Here is an 18,647-nt window from a genome sequence, read left to right as displayed (position 1 = left end):
AACCTCTCCCTTCCCCCCACAGGCGACCGCCCCCACCGGAATTCCCTTCCGGCGGGGGCGGTTCGGTGTTTCTGGACTCCCGGTCGAAGATCTCATCAGACCGACAGCGCGCCGACACCGATCAATTCCGCGATCCGCTCCGGCGCCACCGCCCGTGAGTACAGCCAGCCCTGACCCGTGTCGCACCCGATCCGCCGCAGACGCGACGCCTGGCCCGCCGTCTCCACGCACTCCGCCGTGACCGTCAGGCCCAGCCGGTGCGCCAGTTGCACCATCGCCTCGACGACCGTCTCGTCCGCCGGGTTCGGGTGCGCCTCGTCCTGGAAGCCGCGAACAAACGATCCGTCGAGCTTCAGTACGGATACCGGCAGCCGGCTCAGATACGCCAGGTTCGAGTACCCGGTCCCGAAGTCGTCGATCGCGATCTGCACGCCCATGTCGCTCAGCGCCTGCAGCGCCTGGAGCGGGCGGCCCGCCGAGCCCATCACCGCTGACTCGGTGAGCTCCAGCTGCAGCAGATGCGGCGCCAGACCCGTCTCGGCAAGGATCTCCGCCACGTCCGCGACCAGGTCGGAGTCCCAGACCTGCCGTACGGCGACATTGACGCTCACGAACAGCGGCAGGGCGTCCGGGTGGTCCGTCTGCCACTGGCGGGCCTGGCGGCACGCCGTACGCAGCACCCACCGGCCGAGCTGGACGATCGAGCCGTCCTCCTCCGCGATGGCGATGAACCGATTCGGCGCAAGGGTGCCGAACTGCGGGTGGTTCCAGCGCACCAGCGCCTCCACGCCCCGCGGCACCCCGTCCGCCATCCCCACCAGCGGCTGGTACTCCAGCGCGAACTCGCCGCGCTCCACGGCCGGCCGGAGTGTGGAGGAGAGCGCCTGCCTTGTCATCCGGTGCGCGTTGCGCTCGGGGTCGAAAAGGGTCCAGCGAGCCTTGCCGTCCGCCTTCGCCCAGTACAGCGTGGTGTCCGCGGCCTGCATCAGACCCGTCGCGCTCGTCCCGGCCGCCGCCCGCTCCACGACCCCGATCGACGCCGAGACCGAGAGCCGCTGTCCCGACAGGTCGAACGGCTGTTGCAGCGCGACCAGTACGGACCTGGCGAGATCGGCGAGCTGCTCCGTACCGGTGGAGTCCTCGACCAGGATCGCGAACTCGTCGCCACCGAGCCGCGCCACCAGATGGCTGCCGCTGCGTGTGTGGGCGTCGCTGTCCGCGCACTCGGTGAGCCGGGTGGCGACGGCGGCAAGCAGCCGGTCGCCGACCCGGTGCCCGAGCGTGTCGTTGACCGCCTTGAAGCCGTCCAGATCCAGGTAGCAGAGCCCGATCCGGCCGGTGGAGCCCTGGTCGTACGCCGATGACTCCAGCGCCGCCGAGAGCCGCTCGAAGAAGAGCGTGCGGTTGGGCAGCCGCGTCACCGGGTCGTGCATCTGGACCTGCCGCAGCCGCGCGAGCAGCTCGCGCCGGTCACTGATGTCCGTGATGGAGAGCAGCACATTGCGGCTGTCCGGCACCGGCGCGACGGTGACCTCGGCCCAGAGCGTGCGCCCGTCGGGGTGCTTGAGGCGGCGCGTGCAGCGGAACCGGGAACGGCGGCCGCGCAGCACTTCGCGGTACGCGTGCCAGGTGCGGCCGTCCGACGCCAGGTCGACGAGATCGGCCGCGGACTGCTCCAGCAGGGTGACGGGCTCGGTGCCGAGCAGCGCGGCAAAGGCCTCGTTCGCAGTGACCACGACGCCCTCGTGGTCGACGACGGCCATCGCGAGGTGTGCGGCGTTGAACGCGGCGCGGTAGTCACGCAGTTCGGCGGCCGTCCGGCCGACGCTGTGACGCTCTGTGATCAACGGCCGGTTGCTACCGGGGACTGCGACTCCGGCCGGCCCTGTTCCTTCGGAGGTTCCGCTCACCGCTCGCTCCCGCAGTGCAGTTGTTTCGTACAGGGTCCGTACAGGTGTGGTCGGTCCGGCCGCCCCATGCGATCGGCGATGAAGCCGGTATGAACTCGGGGAAGACGCCGGGAAAGTGTGCCGATCATAGAGGCCGCCCGGCGGCTGTTCCAGCTGTGGCGCAGTGGATCAGCCCGCCCCGGGGCTACGGACGATCGTTTCTGCACAGGTCTGCGCGGTGGCCGATTCCGTCCTGACCGAATGTGACGTTCCGTGAGCCATCGGAGTGTCGGCGGGTCTCGGGTCGGTGTCGGCCCGGTGTCGGGTCGGTCACCCAAGTGGGGCAGTCGGCAGGGCGTACCGCCTGAAATCAACACAGGGTGGGTGAGGTGTCTCGCATTCCTCAGCCGGAGGTCCACGTGGAGGGTCAGCAGTCACCCGAGGGAGCACCCGTGGGAGTGGCGCCGGGAGCGGCCCGAGGAGTGGCCCAGGGTGCGGAACGCGGGCGCCTGCGCAGCGCCGCGGCCGCCTTCACCTCCCTGATGGCGCTCGCCGCCACGGGCCTGGTGGCCGGCCCGGCCGTGGCCGAGTTGTCCGGGGGGCCCTGCGCGCTGCCCCGCACCGCTGCCCACCACTCGCTCGGCGTCGACTCCTGGAACTCCGCCTACCCGCGACCTGTCGGGAGCATGGACGCGGTCATGATCTTCCTGTCGTTTCCGGACTCGGTGCCGCTGAACTCACCGGACGAGCTCGCGGCCGACCACTTCCCGGCCACCAGCCAGTTCTTCGAGAGTGCCTCGTACCGGCAGTTCGCGCTGCGCCCGCATCCGCAGCGCCAGTGGGTGAGGATGCCGAAGTCCTCGACCGCGTACGGGATAAAGCGGGACTGGGACTCGGCGCGGCGCAGCGGGTATCTGCGCGACGCGATCGCCGCGGCGGACTCGACGGTCGACTTCTCCCGCTTCGGAATCGTCTATCTCGTCGCCGACCCGGACGCGCCCGGTGTGGACGCCGACGCGACGAAGGTCGTCAACCTCGATCGGCCGCTGCATGCCGACGGCACTGACATCGAACGGGTCGTCACCGTCTTCGAGAGCCATCCGCCGGACCACAATGTGCTGGCCCACGAGACCGGCCACGCCTTCGACCTGCCGGATCTCTACCACCGGCCGACGGACGGCAAGGGCGACTGGGACACCTATGTCGGGGACTGGGATGTGATGGGCAGCCAGTTCGGGCTCGCACCGGATCTCTTCGCCTGGCACAAATGGAAGCTGGGCTGGCTGGACCAGCGGGCCGTGCGGTGCGTGGAGAAGTCGGAGCTGATCACGCTGGAGCCGGTGGACGCCGCGCCGGCCCCCGGCGGGAGCCTCGGCACGCGGCTCGCGGTCGTCAGGACCGGGGAGGACACCGCGCTCGCGATCGAGGCGCGCGGCTCGACCGGAAACGACCGGGAGACCTGTACGGAGGGGGTGCTGCTGTATCGCGTACAGGCCGAGACGGCGTCGGGCGGCGGCCCGGTCGAAGTGGTGGACACACATCCGGCCACCGAGGCGTGCTGGGACCGGTCGGTCTATCCGCCGCTCGCGGACGCGCCGCTGGGGGTCGGCGAGACGTTCACGATGCCGGGGACGCCGGGCGAGCGGACGAGGGTGCAGGTGGCGGACCGGACGCGGTCGGGCGCGTGGACGATCAGGGTCACGACGGCGTAGTACGGCGCAGATGCGGGTCGCCGGGGTGCGGGCGGCCGGTGCGGGCGGCCGAGGCGGGTCGCCGGGGTGCGGGTCGCCGGGGTGTGGACGTCCGAGGGTGCGGGTCGCCGGGTCGCCCTGGTGTGGGCACACGAAAAAGCCCCTCGCTCTCACGAAGGGCCTTTCCCGTCTGTGCGCCGCCAGGGACTCGAACCCCGGACCCGCTGATTAAGAGTCAGCTGCTCTAACCAACTGAGCTAGCGGCGCCTGCTGACGTCGTAGACCTTAGCATCCTGATCGGCGGGAGGAAAAATCGATATACGCACGGTCGGGGACGAGGCCGCACGGACCGCCCGCACGCACGACCAGAGCAGTACCTCGGGCCCCGGCAGCCATGGATGGCGGGCGTCCGGGGCCACCAGCCAGCGCGGGTCGGCGGCGTCCTGGCCCTGCGCCAGTGGCGGGACGGTCACCGCGTCGCCGATGCCGTGGCAGAGCATCGGCGGTACGGAATCGCCCCACTCCTCCCAGTCGAGCAGGGACGGCAGGCGCTGGGCGGTGCCGGGCGCGGCGAAGAGCATCATCCGGCCGCGGTGCATGGCGACGGGGCCGGATCCCGGCCCCTCCTCCCACAGCCGGTCGAGCATCCGCCGGCCGAAGACCGTGGGCACGTTCACGACGTCGAAGACGGCGCCGCAGGGCAGTACGGCGGGAGCGGTCGGCCGGGTCTCCCAGAGGGCGAGCATCGAGCGCGGATACGCCCCGGCGGAGGTGAGCCAGCGGGCGCCGGGGGCGGTGACCTGTGCCGCGCGATAACGGCCCTCCTCCTGCAGGAGGGCGAGGATGTCCGTACGGCGCTCGTCGTCAGGGGGGCCGGGGTCCCGCAGTGGTTGGTCTCGCAGCCATGCGCTCATGACACAAGATCTACCGGGAGTGACGGTTCCGTTCCTGAGAGTTGGCGGAAGTCGGGACAGGGCAGGGCGGGGAGGCGTATCTTGCGCCCCGGCATATGCCAGGCGCGAGGTTGGCCGGCGGTGCGTGCGGGTGCAGACGGGTGCGAGCGTGCCTGTTCGGCGGCTTCCGGTGGCTACGGGGTGGTGTTACGGAGGAGGTCGCGGCCGAACTCGATCATCTTCTTGGCATAGTCCTCGGTCCACTCCGCCCGCTGGGCGATGTCCGCGGAGGTGAGCCGGTCGAAGCGTCGCGGGTCGGCGAGCTGGGCCGCCGCGAGTGCCTGGTACTCCGCCGCCCGGTCGGTCGCGGCGCGGAACGCCAGGGTCAGTTCCGTGGCCCGGGCCAGCAGCTCCCTCGGGTCCTCGATGGACTCCAGGTCGAAGAAGTGCTCGGGATCGGCGGCAGCCTCCGACGGCTCGAAGAGCAGCGGGGCCGGTCGCAGCTTCCGCTCACTCCGGTCGGGATCCGCCATGTGGTTCTCCTCCTCGTACAGGTGCGGCCCCTGATCGGCCGCCTTTCGTTGACTCGCACGCTTGACCGGACTCCGCCCGGTGCCCGTGGCCACCGTCCATTGTCCCGTTCTCCGCAAGGGCGTCTACGGTTGCCGGCTCACGCGGTGTTCCGCCAGGTGGGACAGCACCGCATGGTTCGCCTCCCGCCCATCCGGGCTGTTGCTGTCTGCCGCCCTCGCGCTGCTTCGCAGGCTTCGGGCGGCGTGCCGGACTCCGTCCGGCGCCTGTGCTCACGGCTGCCAGCTCACGCGGTGTTCCGCCAGGTGAGCGAGCACCGAGTGGTTCGCCTCCCAGCCATCCGGGAACTTGACCGCGACGCCCAGCTGGACCGGCTCCGTCGACGGGTGCTCGTCCAGCAGGTCCGTGACGCCCGCGCGGCACACCACGATGCATGCGTGCCGGTGGCGGGAGGCCAGTACGCACAGCCGGCCCGTCTCCAGATGGAACGCCGTCGCGTCACGGCGGCCCGACAGCGGGTGGAGGACCACCGTGACGTCGAACTCGCGGCCCTGGAGACGGTTCGCCGTGTCCACGGTGACGCCGGTGACGCCCACCTCGGCCAGCGCCGCCCGTACCGCCGCCGCCTGGTCGCGGTGGGCCGTGCCGACCGCGATCCGCTCGGCGGTCACCGGGACCGGGTCCGCGGACCGCTCGCTGGTCGCCGCGCCGCCGCGGTCCAGCAGCCGGCGGACCACCTGAGCCACGGCCCGTACCGCCTCGGGGTCCGTACGAGGCGTACTGCGCGCGGGCAGCTCCAGCAGGCCCCACCCCGACTCCGCCGCCTCGTCCAGCACCCGGTCAGGACCCGAGCCGTCCGACGGCGCACCGAAGGCCAGCCGCCGGTCGTCCGGGCCCGTACCGCTGCGGAAGGGTGTGTACGGGTAGAACGCGTCCGAGACCAGTGGCGCGGCGGACGCCGGGAGCCGCCAGGAGACCGGCAGCCGGTGCTGCGGAAGCTCCGGGTTGTGCGCGAGCAGCGTCGAGACCGCGCTTGCGGACGGGTCGTACGACAGCCCGGCCCACTGGTCCGCGCCCACGATCGAGAACGGGTCCAGCTGGCCGGGGTCGCCGACGAACAGCGCCCGTTCGAAGAGGCCGGCGACGGCGAGCAGTGCGTCGGAACGCATCTGGTACGCCTCGTCGACGATGGCGTGCCGCCAGGGCTCCACACCCTGCACATGCGCCCACTTCGCGGCGGTCGAGATGACGATGTCCAGGCCTGCCAGGTCACCGGCCTTCGCGGACTTGCGTACGTTGTCGAGCTCGTCGAGGGCCTTGTCGTACGGGTCGGCGTCGTTGCTGTGCAGCCGCCCTACCGGCAGGTCGGGCTCCTTCTCGGCGAGCCGGACCACCAGGTCGTCTACCTGCGCATTGGTCTGCGCGACGACCATCAACGGCCGCCCGGCAGCCGCCAGTTCACGCGCGGCGTGCACGACGAGCGTCGACTTGCCCGCGCCGGGCGGCGAGTCCACGACGACGCCGCGGTGCGTCCCGTGCAGCGTGTCGGCGAGGATCGCGTCGGTGGCCCGCGCGGCCTCGGCAGAGGGATCGAAGACGCGCCCGCTCACAGCGCACCTCCGGCGGACGCGGCAAAGATGGCCGTCACAGAATGTCCTCCGGGGTCACGGGGTCCGGGCTCTCCGCGTCCGTGCCCGGAGGGCCGCCGTGGGTCCATGGGGTTTCCTCCGGGTCCGGCAGCTTCGGGCCGCCCCGCTGGTCGTGCTCGAACAGGGTCCACGCGATCCGCTCGCCCTTTTCCGGTACGGAGCCTTCCGCAGGGTCCTTGGACCGGCCCATGCGGTCGGTCAGCCGCAGCACCAGAACTCCCTCGGCCTCGTACCGTACGAACTCAGCGGTCTGCGGCTTGCCGTCCAGCGAGCGGTACACCTTCACCCGCTCGCCCAGATGCGGGCGGTCGTCCGTACGGACGGTCAGCAGAGGGCGCGGGCTCGGCCGCTTCGACTCGGACCAGGCCATCACGACCTCGGTCACCTCACTCGTGAACGCCTCGCCCGCCAGCCGGCGCCCCGCCAGCACCAGCGGGTCGTCCAGCGCCTCCTGGGCCTCCAGCTGCGCCTGTGCCGTCTCGCGGGAGGCGAGTTTCTGCGCGGCCGTCACCGCGTCGTCGCGCCGGGGCTGCGGCGGCTCCCCGGCCCGTACGCGATCGCGGTGCGCCGTGAACGACCAGCGGTCGCGCGTCCAGCGGTCCGCCGCCCGCGGCCCCTCCGGCAGCTCCCGCAGCAGCTCGAGGCCGCGCCACACCGCGTGCCATGTGGGCTTGAGCTGGGTCAGCAGGAGGCGGCGGATCTCCCGCTCGGCGAGGGTCAGTTCACCCAGCCGGGCATCCGCCTCGGCGCCGTCCTCAGCAGTGCCGAGCGCCTGGCGCGCCCGGTCGTACCGCTCCACGGCGGGGGCCAGCAGCCGGTTGTCGAAGGCCGGGTCGGTGGCCGGTCCTGCGGGCGGGCACAGCAGCTGGCCGCGGGCATCACGCGCCAGCTCCGCCCGCAGCGCCGCCTCGGCGCCCGTCTCGCTCTCGGGCGGGTCGATCCAGGCGAGCAGCGCGCCCAGGTGTTGGGCCTCCAGGCTCGACTGGCCGGTCGCCCAGTGCCGGTTCAGCAGATCGGTCGCCGCGAGCAGCAGCGAGGAGCCGGGCACCCGGGCCCGCTCGCCGTAGTGCGTCAGCCAGCGGCCGAGCAGCGGGACGTGTGGCGGCGCGGGGTAGGGCGCGTCGGGGTCCTGCTCGGCCGTACGCCGGAAGCGCATCGAGCGGCCCAGCAGCCGCACGAAGTCGATGCCCGCCCGGCCCGGCACGATCAACTGCGGTGCGTCCGCGCACAGTTCGACCTCGACCTTGACCCTCTTGCCGGTCTCCGGGTCGGTCTCGTTGCGTTCGGCGGGCTCGACATCGTCGGCGTACGCGTCCAGATGCGGCAGTACCGCGTCGGCGAGCTCGGCGAGGAAGGTGAAGCGCAGATCGCGGTCGCGGGGCTGCGCCACGACCAGCAGCCGCGGCTCCTCCTCGTCCGTGCCGACCAGCGCGCCCAGCGGCGCGCCCGCCTCACCGGCTGTCGTCAGCGGTACGAGGACCAGCGGACGTTCGGAGAGATGCCGGTGCCGCACGGTTGCGAGCGGGGTGGCCCGTCCCGACTCGACGGCCTCCAGCCGGGCGAGGGTGGAGATCAGCGACATCCGGCCGCCTCCAGGGCCTCGGCCCGCAGCGCGGCGGCACGGCGCAGGGCCACGACCGCCGGGTCGTCCGGATCACCTGCTTCGCTCCGTGCCGCCGCCAGCACCTCGCCGATCGTCGTCAGTCCGCCCAGCTCGCCGCGCACCCCGCGCCCCAGCGCCTCCACCACGCCCGCGTCGCGGGCCCGGTCGCGGCAGTGGAAGGCCAGCTCGCAGGCGGCCAGGCACTCGGGAGCGTATGCCGCGGACACCGACTCGACCGCCGCGGTCAGTTCACCGGCCGGGCGCTCCAGGTCGAAGGTGGTGCCCTCGGGAAGCGCGGCGGCGATGTCCTCGATCCGGGTCAGCCGGGCCAGCTGGCGGCGGGTCACCGAGAGCTGCTTGCGTACGTCGACGACGGACGCGGTCGGCAGGTTCGAGAAGTCCTTCGGGCAGACCAGCAGGATGCTGTGCGCGACCTGCGCGCCGTCCGTCAGCGCGGCGACCCGCTCCAGGGCCAGTACGTACACCGCGGACTGACGCGCCGCCGCGCCGACCTTCGCCGCGTCCGCCGAGCCGTCGATCATCGGGAAGGACTTGATCTCGACGACCGTCCACCGTCCGTCGGGGTGCACGACCACCGCGTCCGGCTCCAGATAGGCGGGGGAGCCCGCGACCTGCAGTGCCAGCATCGGGTGGTCGAGCAGCGTCCACTCGCCGGCGCCGGTGGCCTCGCGCAGCGCCAGTGCCGTACGCGCCGCGCGGCCCTCGGGACCGGCCGCCGTCAGATCGGGCACCCGGACCTGTGCCGGTGCGTCCACGCCCAGCAGCCGCATCAGTTCCGTACCGCCGTCGGCCTTGACCTTCGCCTCGAAGGCGTTGCCGCGCATGAAAGCGAACTGCGACTGCCCGAACGCGGCCGGCGACCCCAGCGCGGAGGCGAGCGCCGCCTTGTTCACCCCGGCGCCGTCCAGCAGCGCGCGCCGTTCGCAGCCGGGGTTGGCGGCGAGGGCGGCCAGCGCGCGGGCGTCGAGCGGATGCGGCTGCGCGGCGGGGCCGCGCAGCTCAGCGAGCCGTTGCCGGAGTGCTGTCGTCGGCGCCTGCGGAGGAGGTCCGCTGTCCAGGGATTCGCTCACCCGCGGAAGTCTCGCATCCGGCACTGACAATCGGGGACTTCGAGCCGGAAGGGGCGGTGAAGCGCGTACGCACCCGGTCGGCGATGCGCAGCGCGGGCCTGGTCAGCAGCGCGCCGGCGCCCATCACTGCGCAGCCCGCGACCGCGTCCAGGAAGTAGTGGTTCGCCGTCCCCATCACCACGAACGTGGTGAGCAGCGGGTAGGCGACGCCGAGGACCTTCATCAGGGGCGTACGGCCGTGCCGCCACAGCATCACACCGCACCACAGGGCCCAGCCCACGTGCAGGCTCGGCATCGCCGCGTACTGGTTGGTCATCCCGCCCATGCCGCGCGGCGCACTCGCTTCGCCGCCCCACCAGCCGTACGAGCTGTACTGGGCCATCGTGTCGACGAAGCCCTGGCCGGCGTCCAGCAGCCGCGGGGGGCAGGTCGGCAGCAGCGTGAACCCGACGAGGCCGAGGAGCGTGGAGAGCATCAGCCAGGTGCGGGCGGCCCGGTAGCGGGCGGGGCGGCGGCGGAAGAGCCAGACCAGAATGGCCGGAGTGACCAGATAGTGCAGGGACGCATAGGCGAAGTCGGCGGGAACGCCGAGGGCCGGGGTGCTGGTGAAGAGGCGGTTGAGCGGGTGCTCGGCGTTGAGGAGGAGTGCCTTCTCGGCCCGGAGTATCGCCATGCCGTGGTCGACCGCGGCCGACTCATTGCCGCGCGCGAGCAGCCGGCCGGCCGAGTACGCGGCGTAGACCACGACGATGAGCATCAGTTCGGTCCACCAGCGTGGCCGATGACGGGGCGCGGTGTGCGGCATCCGAACGATCTCCATTTTGTATTCAGGGGGCCATCGGCCACCGTTCAACCGTACGGTGTACAAGAAGGCGCGCGTTCATCGGGTACCCGACCTGTACGAGGACGTCGAGATCGCCCGAGAGGTTGCCCTGCGTTCAGGTGCGCGATGATGGAGTGCCACCGAATGTGAACCTCAGGGAGAGCCCTCCATGGCACCGCGCATCCTGCTGGCCCGGCACGGGCAGACCGAATGGTCCTCGCTGGGCAAGCACACCGGCAGGACGGACATCCCTCTTCTCGAGGAGGGCCGGCGCGGCGCGAAGCTGCTGGGTGAACGGCTGCACCGGGCGCCGTGGTCGGGCCTGGAGGGTGTCGAGGTCCGCACCAGCCCACTCGTTCGGGCCAGTGAGACCTGCGCGCTCGCGGGTTTCGGGGACCGGGCCTCCGACTGGGGCGCGCTCATGGAGTGGAACTACGGGGACTACGAGGGCCTGACCCCGGCGGAGATCCACGCGGACCGGCCGGACTGGTTCATCTGGCGCGACGGGGTCCCGGGCGGCGAGGCGCTGGCCGATGTCGGCGCCCGCGCGGACAAGGTCATCGACTGGGCGCGCTCGGCCGACCGCGATGTGCTGCTCTTCGCGCACGGCCACATCCTGCGGGTCCTCGGCGCACGCTGGCTGGGCCTGGACCCGTCCTTCGCGGCCCGTATCCGCCTGGACCCGACCAGCCTGTCGATCCTGGGCTGGGCCTACGGCTCACCGGCGATGGACCGCTGGAACGACACGGGCCACCTGGAGGTCTGAGTCCGCGACCGCGACCGCGACCGCGGCTGCAGCCCGGCCCTGGCGCTATGCCTCGCGGAGTGTCTCCGTGTGGCGGTCCAGGAACGCCCCCACCCCTGCCGCCCGCCGCTGCGGCAGCAGCACCCTCGCCGTGTCCGACAGCATCGACTGGATGCGCGAGGACTGGACCCGGTCCAGCAGGTCCAGCACCTGGTGGCCCGCCTCCGCCGCCTCGTCCGGTGCGCCCGCCCGCGCCAGGTCCGCCGCCAGTTCGGCCCGGTACAGCGCCAGGTTGCGCGTGAAGCGGCGGTCCTGGAGCGCCGCCGCCCGGCGGGCGTGGCGGGCCGCTCGCGACCATTCGCCGAGTGCCGCCCAGCACTGTGCCTGGAGCGCCTCCAGCTCCGGCTCCCCGAAGAACGACATCCACTCCGGGTCCGCGTCTGTGACGCCCAGGTCGAAGTACGAGTGCGCTCGCGACAGCGACTGTTCGCAGCTCGCGCGGTCGCCGAGCCCCGCCCAGCCGCCCGCCTCCCGGAGTGAGAGCAGCGAGAGCAGTCGTGGCGAGGCCAGCTGCCGCGCGGCGCGCTGCCCGGCCTGCGCCGAGCGCACCGCCTCGCGGTACCGCCCCGCGTCCCGCGCCAGGAACGACGTATTGCAGAAGGCGTGTGCCTCCAGCGCCGGGTCGCCCGCGACCCGCGCCGTCGCCAGCGCCTCCGCGTAGTGCGAGCGGGCGTCGTCGAAGCGGCCCGAGTCATGGGCCAACCAGCCCACCGAGATGGCGAGTTCGCCCGCTCCGGCGTGCAGTCGGCCGGCGGTCGAGGCGCGGGCCGTCGTCCCCGCGTCGAGCAGCGCGTACGCGGCCCTCAGCGGCTGCGCGGCCCGCTGGTAGAGCCCGTCCGCGCCGTGCTGGTCGTCGAGCAGCCGGATCCGCCGTACCGCCTCTTCGACGGCGCTCACCTCCGCCTCGCCGACTCGCCGCTGAGCGGGCACGGTGCTGGAGAGGCCGGGCGTGGAACCGGGCCTGCCGGGTACGGGCCCGAGTCCGAGCCCGAGGGACGCGGCCGCCACGGTGGCGGAGCCGCTCGTCATGAATGCGCGACGCAGCACGTCGCTCTCCTCGTCGATGTCGCTGTCACTGTTGCCGTCGAAGGGGCATAAGGGATGAGCCGGCACGAGCGGCAGGCCCCGGCCGCCCCGTACTTGTTCCCGCGCCGTGAAGCCCAAATCCGCCAGCGTCAGACCGGGGAACATGTGCAGGAACACCCGCTCGTACGCGTAGTTCGGACAGCGGATCTCGCCGGCCTCGACGCGCCCGATGTAGCGGGCATCGCAGGAGACCTGCTCACCGATCTCCCGAGCGGCCTTGCGTACTGCCGCCGCGAACTCTCCGGGCGAGCGTTGCCCGCGCAGTCCGCGGAAGGCGAGGTTGGGAACTGCCCGTGATGCCTGTGACGACGACGCCATGGCCGAGCCCTCTCTTGGTGCAGCCGTGTTCCGGCGGAGCAAGAACGTACCTGCTGTGACGGGTCGCGCACGCAGAGTTTGCCTACAAAAGGGATATGTCCCCCTCGATCTGCCATGAACTGCCATCCTTTGCGGCGGCGTGCCGCCGTAGCCATTGACGCCAACGGGCGTTGAACCATGTGGAGACCCGCTACGTGTCTCCACTCGAGCGAGGAGGGGATCCCCTTGTTGGAGGTCGGCATGGAGAACAGCGTCAACGGCGCCCCACGGACGACTGCGACGACGGCGACGACTGCTCGGCACACGCCCACCCAGGACAGCAGCGCACCACCCGGGGACGGCGCCGCTGCCGAACCCTGTGACCTGGTGACCGTCCCCGCCCGGCAGGGCCTTGAGGCGGTGGACATCCTGCGCCGGGCGGACGCTCCGGCCGTCGGCCCGGTTCTCCACGACGGCGCCTGCGACACTCTCGGCTTCCTCGTGCCGCCCGGCACCGCAGACGGCTGGGACATGCCGGGCAGTGCCTGTACGCAGACGTCGGGGCGCGGTCTGCGCATCCCGGCCGAGCCGCCGGTCACCGGCAGCGGCTGGCTGCTGCCGCCGGACGACGCCGACCCGGTCACCGACCCCGCGGTCCTGCGCAAGGCGCTCGGCGAGGCGGCCCGCCTCATCGAGGCCGCCGACAACTGCAGCTGAGCCGTGCAAGCCCCGAGCCGCGCAAGCCGCCGAGCCGCGCCCGCGCCGAGCCCTGCACGCCGCCGAATCGTGCACACTGCTGAGCCGTGCACACTGCTGAGCCGTGCCGGCCGCCGGGCCCTGCGCGGGCAGCCCACCCGGATCGGTGCCGATAATGGGCTGATGGCAAAAAGTAAACGGCGCGGCCGTACGGGCGGGGGCGGCAGCCCCGAACCCGTCGTCGAGCAGGTGGACGGCGGGCTGGCCGAGCTGATACCCGACCGCGAGCGCCCCCGCGCCTGGACGCTGCTCCTCGACGGTGCGCCGCAGTCCCATGTCGACCTCGACGACCCCGCGTATCTCTCTTTCGAGTACCAGCGCCGCCTCGGCCACATCGTCGACCTCGTCGCCCCGCCCGGCCGCCCCCTCCAGGTCGTCCACCTCGGTGGCGGAGCCTTCACGCTCGCCCGCTACATCGCCGCCACCCGCCCCCGATCCACCCAGCAGATCGTCGAGTTGGACGCCGGGCTGGTCCAACTGGTCCGCAAACAGCTCCCGTTGGACCCCACTGCGCGCATACGCGTCCGGTCCGGCGACGCCCGCGAGGGCCTCGGCAAGATCCCGGACGGCTGGGCGGACCTGGTCATCGCCGATGTCTTCAGCGGCGCCCGCACACCCGCGCATCTGACCAGTACGGAGTTCCTCACCGAGGTGCGAAGGGCCCTGAAGCCGGGCGGACACTACACAGCGAACCTCGCCGACGGTCCGCCGCTCGCCCATGTCCGAGCCCAGGTCGCCACCGCCGCCACCGTCTTCCCCGAACTCGCGCTCGCCGCGGACCCGACCGTGCTGCGCGGCCGCCGCTTCGGCAACGCCGTGCTCCTCGCCTCGGACGTACCGCTGCCGGTCGCCGAACTGACCCGCCGCGTCGCGAGCGACCCGCACCCCGGCCGGGTCGAACACGGAAGGGCACTCGCCGACTTCACGGGCGGCGCGGCCGCGGTCACCGACGCCAGCGCCAAGCCCTCACCCGTACCGCCACCGGCTGCGTTCCGCTAGTTCCGGCTGAGTTCCGCCGGCTCCGCTAGCGATCGTCGAACTCGACCATCGGCGGATGGCCGTTCCAGGTGCAGAACACCGAGACCTCGCGGCCGTTCTGCGTGAAGGTCACCCGGATCCACGACGGCTGCTTCCACACCTGCATCTGCCAGCCGGCGTCCGGGGTCGCCGAGACCAGCTCGGCCGAGACCTGGCCGATGTCGAAGACGACCCGGCCGCCGTCGACCGTGTAGCTCTTCACATTCCCGGACGTCGGCGTCGACGAGGGCGTCGTGGACGACGGTGGCTTCGTCCTGCTCGGCTTGGCGGCGGGAGACGTGGCCGACGGCTTACTGCTCCTGTCCGGCGCGGACGGCTTCGACGGCGAGGGGGTCGGCGGCCGTTGAGTGGAGGAGACCTGCGGCCTCGCTCCCTGCGTGGTGGCGCTGTCCGCGCTGATCGGCAGCGCGCGCGGCCGGTCGTACGCCGTCCCGGACATGACGGTATGGACGCCCCACCAGGACAGCGTCACCGCCGCGCCGGTGGACAGCGACCACGCCATGGCATGTACGAGTCCTCGATGCATCCGGGCCATAGTGCACCACGCGCCCCACGTCTGTCCTTAGGGGGACCCGGGTACTCCGGATGGCGTACGGTGCCGCCCATGGCAAGTGTGCTCGTGGTCGAGGACGACCAGTTCGTGCGCTCCGCCCTCATCAGGCACTTGACCGAGGCCTCCCACACGGTACGGAGCGTCGGCACGGCCCTCGAGGCGCTGCGCGAGGTGGCCCATTTCCGTTTCGACGTGGTCATTCTCGACCTCGGCCTGCCCGATCTGGACGGGTCCGAGGCGCTGAAGATGCTGCGCGGTATCACCGACGTGCCGGTCATCATCGCCACCGCGCGCGACGACGAGGCGGAGATCGTCCGGCTGCTCAACGACGGCGCCGACGACTACCTCATCAAACCCTTCTCGGTGGAGCATCTTTCGGCGCGGATGGCCGCCGTACTGCGCCGCTCGCGCGCCGCTGCCGGAGAGGCCCCGCCCTCGCGCCTCATCCAGGTCGGCGGGCTCTCCATCGATCCGCTGCGCCGCCAGGCCGACCTGGACGGCGCCGCCCTCGACCTGACCCGTCGCGAGTTCGACCTGCTGGCCTTCCTGGCCGGTCGGCCCGGCGTGGTCGTACCGCGCAAGGAACTGCTCGCCGAGGTCTGGCAGCAGAGTTACGGCGACGACCAGACCATCGACGTACATCTGTCCTGGCTGCGGCGGAAACTGGGCGAAACGGCGGCCAGGCCCCGGTACCTTCACACCCTGCGCGGAGTCGGCGTCAAGCTGGAGCCGCCGCACGGACCACAGCCGCACGGACCACAGCCGAACGGACCACAGCCGAACGGACCACAGCCGAACGGTCAACAGCCAGGCGGACCACAGCCGAACGGACACCGGCCATGAGATGGGCACTCGTCAAGGTCTCCCTGGCCGTCACGGCGATGGTCGTGGTGGCCTTCGCCGTGCCGCTGGGGCTCGTCGTCCAGGAGATGGCCAAGGACAGGGCCCTCTCCAACGCCGAGCGGCAGGCCGCCGCCATCGGCCCCACCCTCTCCATCACCGCCGACCGCGATCCGCTGGAGCGGGCCGTCATGTCCACCCAGGCCGGTGCGGCCGGGCGGATGGCCGTGCACATCCCGGCCTCCGGCGAGGCGGGCAGCCAGCCGGTGAACATCGGCACCCGCCGGGCCGCACAGAAAGACCTGGAGGCCACGCAGCGGCTCGGCCGTGCCTCCATCACTGAGGTCACCGACGGCTCCGCGCTGCTCCAGCCGACCGCCATCAGCACCGGTCAGATCGCCGTCGTCGAGGTTTTCGTGCCCGAGGGCGAGGTCTCCAACGGCGTCGACACTGCCTGGCTGGTGCTCGCCGGCGTCGGCATCGCGCTCATCGTCGGCTCCGTCGCCGTCGCCGACCGGCTCGGCGTCCGGATGGTGCAGCCCGCCCAGCGGCTCGCGGGCGCCGCGCACGATCTGGGGGAGGGCAGGCTCGGCGCGCGCGTCCCGGAGGAGGGGCCGACCGAGCTGCGCTCCGCCGCCGTAGCCTTTAACTCCATGGCCGACCAGGTGGTCCAACTCCTCGCCAATGAGCGTGAGTTGGCAGCCGATCTCTCGCATCGGCTGCGTACGCCGCTCACCGTGCTGCGCCTCAACGCGGCCTCGCTCGGCGAGGGCCCGGCCGCCGACCAGACCCGGGCCGCGGTCGCCCAGCTCGAGCGCGAGGTCGACACGATCATCCGTACGGCACGGGAGGCCAAACCGCAGACCGCGGCAGTCGGTCCCGGTGCCGGCTGCGACGCGTCGGCGGTCGTCCGGGAGCGGATGGACTTCTGGTCGGCGCTCGCGGAGGACGAGGGCCGCAAGGTACGGGTCGCGGGTGTCGACCGTCCCGTACGCATCCCGGTCGCGCGGCCCGAACTGGCCGCCGCGCTCGACGCGCTGCTCGGCAATGTCTTCCGCCACACCGCGGAGGGGACGGCGTTCTCGGTCGACGTCCACAACGGCGAGGACGCGGTGATCGTCCTGGTCTCGGACGCGGGTCCCGGCATCACTGACCCCGAGGCGGCGATGGCCCGCGGCAACAGCGGTGGCCGGGACGGCTCGACGGGCCTCGGCCTGGACATCGTGCGCAGGGTCGCGGAGTCGACGGGCGGGGACGTACGGATCGGCCGTTCGGTGCTCGGCGGCACGGAGATACGGATCTGGATCGGGCTCGACGGCCGGGAGGGCGCGGGCGGTGAGCGCAGGCGCGGCCACCGCGGAACGGTCAAGCGCCGCAGGCGCGCGGGCCTGGTGCGGTGACCGCGATGCGTGACGGGGTCCGTCCGGCAGCCCGTTGTGCCCCCGGGAACGAACCGAGTGGTCTCGACCATTAATCCGCTCCCATGCCTTCCTTAAGGCCGTCCTAAGAAGCTCAACCTCCGCCCTGAACAGGCTATTTGTCCGTTTCCAGGCCGCTAGCGTGCTGCCACACCCCCCACCCCCGTAACGCAGAGGCAGGCACGCAATGGGCAGCACTACGCACCGGCGCAGGGCGAGCGTCAGGACCAAGGCGGTCGGCGCGGTCGTCGCCGCCGCGGTGATCGGTGGCGCGGCGTTCGCGCTCACGGGCACGGCCCAGGCCGCCGCGGTAGGCGCCACATACACCAAGACCAGCTCCTGGAACGGTGGTTACACCGGCCAGTACGTCATCACCAATGACACCGACAAGGCGCAGTCGGGCTGGACGCTCGAATTCGATCTGCCCACGGGAACCACGATCGGTTCACTGTGGAACGGTGAGCACACCGTCAAGGGGCAGCACGTCACGGTGACGCCCGCGAGCTGGAACAAGGAGATCGCGCCCGGCAAGTCGGTCACCGTCGGCTTCGTGACCTCCGCGAGCGGTACGGGGACGGCCGCCGACCCGACCTCCTGCACAATCAACAAGATCAAGTGTTCGGTCGACGACGGGGCGACGCCGCAGCCGAGCGGCCGGCCCACCGAGAAGCCCACGCCCACCCCGACGGCGACCGCCACCCCCACGCAGAAGCCCACACCCACCCCCACGCCCACCAACCCCACCCCGACACCGACCGGGACCCCCGGCGGCGGCACCGCGGCAGGCGCCGGCTTCGCGCCGTACGTCGACACCTCGCTCTACCCGGCCTACGACCTGGTGGACACCGCGACCAAGGCCGGGATCAAGGAGTTCAACCTCGCCTTCATCACCTCCGGCGGCAGCTGCGCGCCGCTCTGGGGCGGCGTCACCGACCTCGCCAGCGACAAGGTGGCCTCCCAGATAGGCGCGCTGCGCGCCAAGGGCGGCGACGTCCGGGTCTCCTTCGGCGGCGCTGCGGGCTCCGAGCTGGGGCTCAAGTGCTCCTCCGCCGACGAGCTCGCAAAGGCGTACGGCAAGGTCATCGACGAGTACAAGCTCACCAAGGTCGACTTCGACATCGAGGGCGCGGCCCTGCCGGACACCGCCGCCAACACCCGCCGCTCGCAGGCGATCGCGCAGCTGCAGAAGTCCCACCCGGGGCTCGATGTCTCCTTCACCCTTCCGGTCATGCCCGAGGGCCTGACCCAGCCCGGCGTGGACCTGATCGCCGACGCCAAGAAGAACGGCGTGAAGGTCGACGCGGTCAACATCATGGCGATGGACTACGGACCGGCGTACAGCGGTGACATGGGCGACTACGCGATCCAGGCCGCGACGGCGACCCAGGCGCAGATCAAGGGCGTGCTCGGACTCTCCGACGCCGCCGCGTGGAAGGCCGTCGCCGTCACGCCGATGATCGGCGTCAATGACGTCGCGACCGAGATCTTCAAGGTCGACGACGCGAGTCAGCTGGTCGACTTCGCGAAGTCGAAGGGCCTCGGTTGGCTGGCGATGTGGTCCGCGGCCCGCGACAAGGCGTGCCCGGGCGGCGCGAAGAACACCGCGGACGCGACGTGCAGCTCGATCGTCCAGGAGCCGCTGGCCTTCACGAAGGCGTTCGCCGCCTTCAAGTAGTCACCACGA

16 protein-coding genes and 1 tRNA gene are annotated in these 18,647 nt (G+C 71.9%); 7 read left to right on the top strand and 10 right to left on the bottom strand.

The genetic code is table 11. From position 1 onward, the window contains the following. Nucleotides 1-95 precede the first annotated feature (95 nt). Nucleotides 96-1,910, bottom strand: a complete 1,815-nt coding sequence (locus tag OG735_RS15510) for a putative bifunctional diguanylate cyclase/phosphodiesterase (protein ID WP_327323765.1) — start codon at nucleotides 1,908-1,910, stop codon at nucleotides 96-98. A gap of 431 nt (nucleotides 1,911-2,341) precedes the next feature. Here OG735_RS15510 and OG735_RS15505 point away from each other — a divergent pair, with 431 nt between their 5' ends. Next, nucleotides 2,342-3,601 (top strand): M6 family metalloprotease domain-containing protein, encoded by a 1,260-nt coding sequence (locus OG735_RS15505; RefSeq protein WP_327323764.1) that lies wholly within the window; start codon nucleotides 2,342-2,344, stop codon nucleotides 3,599-3,601. 172 nt (nucleotides 3,602-3,773) lie between these two features. Here the strand turns inward: OG735_RS15505 and OG735_RS15500 are convergent. The 7 genes from OG735_RS15500 to OG735_RS15470 form a co-directional block, all read right to left on the bottom strand. Beyond that, a tRNA-Lys gene (locus OG735_RS15500) sits at nucleotides 3,774-3,847 on the bottom strand. Further along, nucleotides 3,838-4,494 carry a bifunctional DNA primase/polymerase gene (locus OG735_RS15495; RefSeq protein ID WP_327323763.1) on the bottom strand — a complete coding sequence of 219 codons (657 nt, stop codon included), beginning with the start codon at nucleotides 4,492-4,494 and terminating at the stop codon, nucleotides 3,838-3,840. The genes OG735_RS15500 and OG735_RS15495 overlap by 10 nt, the downstream gene beginning before the upstream one ends. A 173-nt stretch (nucleotides 4,495-4,667) precedes the next feature. Next, complete coding sequence (locus OG735_RS15490) at nucleotides 4,668-5,006, bottom strand: hypothetical protein (protein ID WP_327323762.1); 339 nt, start codon at nucleotides 5,004-5,006, stop codon at nucleotides 4,668-4,670. Between the two features lie 270 nt (nucleotides 5,007-5,276). Continuing rightward, complete coding sequence (locus OG735_RS15485) at nucleotides 5,277-6,614, bottom strand: AAA domain-containing protein (protein ID WP_327323761.1); 1,338 nt, start codon at nucleotides 6,612-6,614, stop codon at nucleotides 5,277-5,279. Between the two features lie 34 nt (nucleotides 6,615-6,648). Then, nucleotides 6,649-8,235: a hypothetical protein gene (locus OG735_RS15480; RefSeq protein ID WP_327323760.1), complete on the bottom strand. Its 1,587-nt coding sequence runs from the start codon at nucleotides 8,233-8,235 to the stop codon at nucleotides 6,649-6,651. After that, nucleotides 8,226-9,347: a hypothetical protein gene (locus OG735_RS15475; protein WP_327323759.1), complete on the bottom strand. Its 1,122-nt coding sequence runs from the start codon at nucleotides 9,345-9,347 to the stop codon at nucleotides 8,226-8,228. The genes OG735_RS15480 and OG735_RS15475 overlap by 10 nt, the downstream gene beginning before the upstream one ends. After that, nucleotides 9,277-10,152, bottom strand: a complete 876-nt coding sequence (locus OG735_RS15470) for a phosphatase PAP2 family protein (protein WP_327323758.1) — start codon at nucleotides 10,150-10,152, stop codon at nucleotides 9,277-9,279. The genes OG735_RS15475 and OG735_RS15470 overlap by 71 nt, the downstream gene beginning before the upstream one ends. 187 nt (nucleotides 10,153-10,339) lie before the next feature. Here OG735_RS15470 and OG735_RS15465 point away from each other — a divergent pair, with 187 nt between their 5' ends. Continuing rightward, nucleotides 10,340-10,936, top strand: a complete 597-nt coding sequence (locus tag OG735_RS15465) for a histidine phosphatase family protein (RefSeq protein ID WP_327323757.1) — start codon at nucleotides 10,340-10,342, stop codon at nucleotides 10,934-10,936. A 45-nt stretch (nucleotides 10,937-10,981) separates the two neighbouring features. Here the strand turns inward: OG735_RS15465 and OG735_RS15460 are convergent, their stop codons facing one another. Then, nucleotides 10,982-12,379, bottom strand: coding sequence for a tetratricopeptide repeat protein (locus tag OG735_RS15460; protein ID WP_327323756.1), 1,398 nt, complete (start codon nucleotides 12,377-12,379; stop codon nucleotides 10,982-10,984). Nucleotides 12,380-12,619: 240 nt separating this feature from the next. Between OG735_RS15460 and OG735_RS15455 the strand changes: the two genes are divergently transcribed. After that, nucleotides 12,620-13,075, top strand: a complete 456-nt coding sequence (locus OG735_RS15455) for a hypothetical protein (protein WP_327323755.1) — start codon at nucleotides 12,620-12,622, stop codon at nucleotides 13,073-13,075. A gap of 162 nt (nucleotides 13,076-13,237) precedes the next feature. Further along, complete coding sequence (locus OG735_RS15450; protein WP_327323754.1) at nucleotides 13,238-14,113, top strand: spermidine synthase; 876 nt, start codon at nucleotides 13,238-13,240, stop codon at nucleotides 14,111-14,113. 25 nt (nucleotides 14,114-14,138) lie between these two features. On the opposite strand, the gene OG735_RS15445 is transcribed toward OG735_RS15450, so the two are convergent. Continuing rightward, on the bottom strand, nucleotides 14,139-14,687 hold the full coding sequence (locus OG735_RS15445; RefSeq protein ID WP_327323753.1) for a hypothetical protein: 549 nt from the start codon (nucleotides 14,685-14,687) through the stop codon (nucleotides 14,139-14,141). 69 nt (nucleotides 14,688-14,756) lie between these two features. Here OG735_RS15445 and OG735_RS15440 point away from each other — a divergent pair, with 69 nt between their 5' ends. From OG735_RS15440 to OG735_RS15430, 3 genes are all read left to right on the top strand, one after another. After that, the gene (locus OG735_RS15440) at nucleotides 14,757-15,548 is read left to right on the top strand and encodes a response regulator transcription factor (protein WP_327323752.1); all 792 of its coding nucleotides are present in this window, start codon (nucleotides 14,757-14,759) and stop codon (nucleotides 15,546-15,548) included. Beyond that, nucleotides 15,545-16,945 carry a sensor histidine kinase gene (locus tag OG735_RS15435; RefSeq protein WP_327323751.1) on the top strand — a complete coding sequence of 467 codons (1,401 nt, stop codon included), beginning with the start codon at nucleotides 15,545-15,547 and terminating at the stop codon, nucleotides 16,943-16,945. Before OG735_RS15440 ends, OG735_RS15435 begins: the two co-directional genes overlap by 4 nt. A gap of 205 nt (nucleotides 16,946-17,150) precedes the next feature. Further along, entirely contained in the window at nucleotides 17,151-18,638 is a 1,488-nt protein-coding gene (locus tag OG735_RS15430; RefSeq protein ID WP_327323750.1) for a cellulose binding domain-containing protein, read from the top strand. Nucleotides 18,639-18,647 lie beyond the last annotated feature (9 nt).

The organism is Streptomyces sp. NBC_01210, assembly GCF_036010325.1.
In the GTDB taxonomy this organism is placed as follows: domain Bacteria; phylum Actinomycetota; class Actinomycetes; order Streptomycetales; family Streptomycetaceae; genus Streptomyces.
This window is presented reverse-complemented; position numbering and strand designations above follow the sequence as displayed.

Excerpts from the sequence above, each read along its gene's own strand:
- OG735_RS15465 (WP_327323757.1), top strand. The coding sequence starts at position 10,340 with ATGGCACCGCGCATCCTGCTGGCCCGGCACGGGCAGACCGAATGGTCC.
- OG735_RS15435 (WP_327323751.1), top strand. The coding sequence starts at position 15,545 with ATGAGATGGGCACTCGTCAAGGTCTCCCTGGCCGTCACGGCGATGGTC.
- OG735_RS15480 (WP_327323760.1), bottom strand. The coding sequence starts at position 8,235 with ATGTCGCTGATCTCCACCCTCGCCCGGCTGGAGGCCGTCGAGTCGGGA.
- OG735_RS15450 (WP_327323754.1), top strand. The coding sequence starts at position 13,238 with ATGGCAAAAAGTAAACGGCGCGGCCGTACGGGCGGGGGCGGCAGCCCC.
- OG735_RS15490 (WP_327323762.1), bottom strand. The coding sequence starts at position 5,006 with ATGGCGGATCCCGACCGGAGTGAGCGGAAGCTGCGACCGGCCCCGCTG.
- OG735_RS15445 (WP_327323753.1), bottom strand. The coding sequence starts at position 14,687 with ATGGCCCGGATGCATCGAGGACTCGTACATGCCATGGCGTGGTCGCTG.
- OG735_RS15495 (WP_327323763.1), bottom strand. The coding sequence starts at position 4,494 with ATGAGCGCATGGCTGCGAGACCAACCACTGCGGGACCCCGGCCCCCCT.
- OG735_RS15455 (WP_327323755.1), top strand. The coding sequence starts at position 12,620 with ATGGAGAACAGCGTCAACGGCGCCCCACGGACGACTGCGACGACGGCG.
- OG735_RS15440 (WP_327323752.1), top strand. The coding sequence starts at position 14,757 with ATGGCAAGTGTGCTCGTGGTCGAGGACGACCAGTTCGTGCGCTCCGCC.
- OG735_RS15430 (WP_327323750.1), top strand. The coding sequence starts at position 17,151 with ATGGGCAGCACTACGCACCGGCGCAGGGCGAGCGTCAGGACCAAGGCG.
- OG735_RS15460 (WP_327323756.1), bottom strand. The coding sequence starts at position 12,379 with ATGGCGTCGTCGTCACAGGCATCACGGGCAGTTCCCAACCTCGCCTTC.
- OG735_RS15470 (WP_327323758.1), bottom strand. The coding sequence starts at position 10,152 with ATGCCGCACACCGCGCCCCGTCATCGGCCACGCTGGTGGACCGAACTG.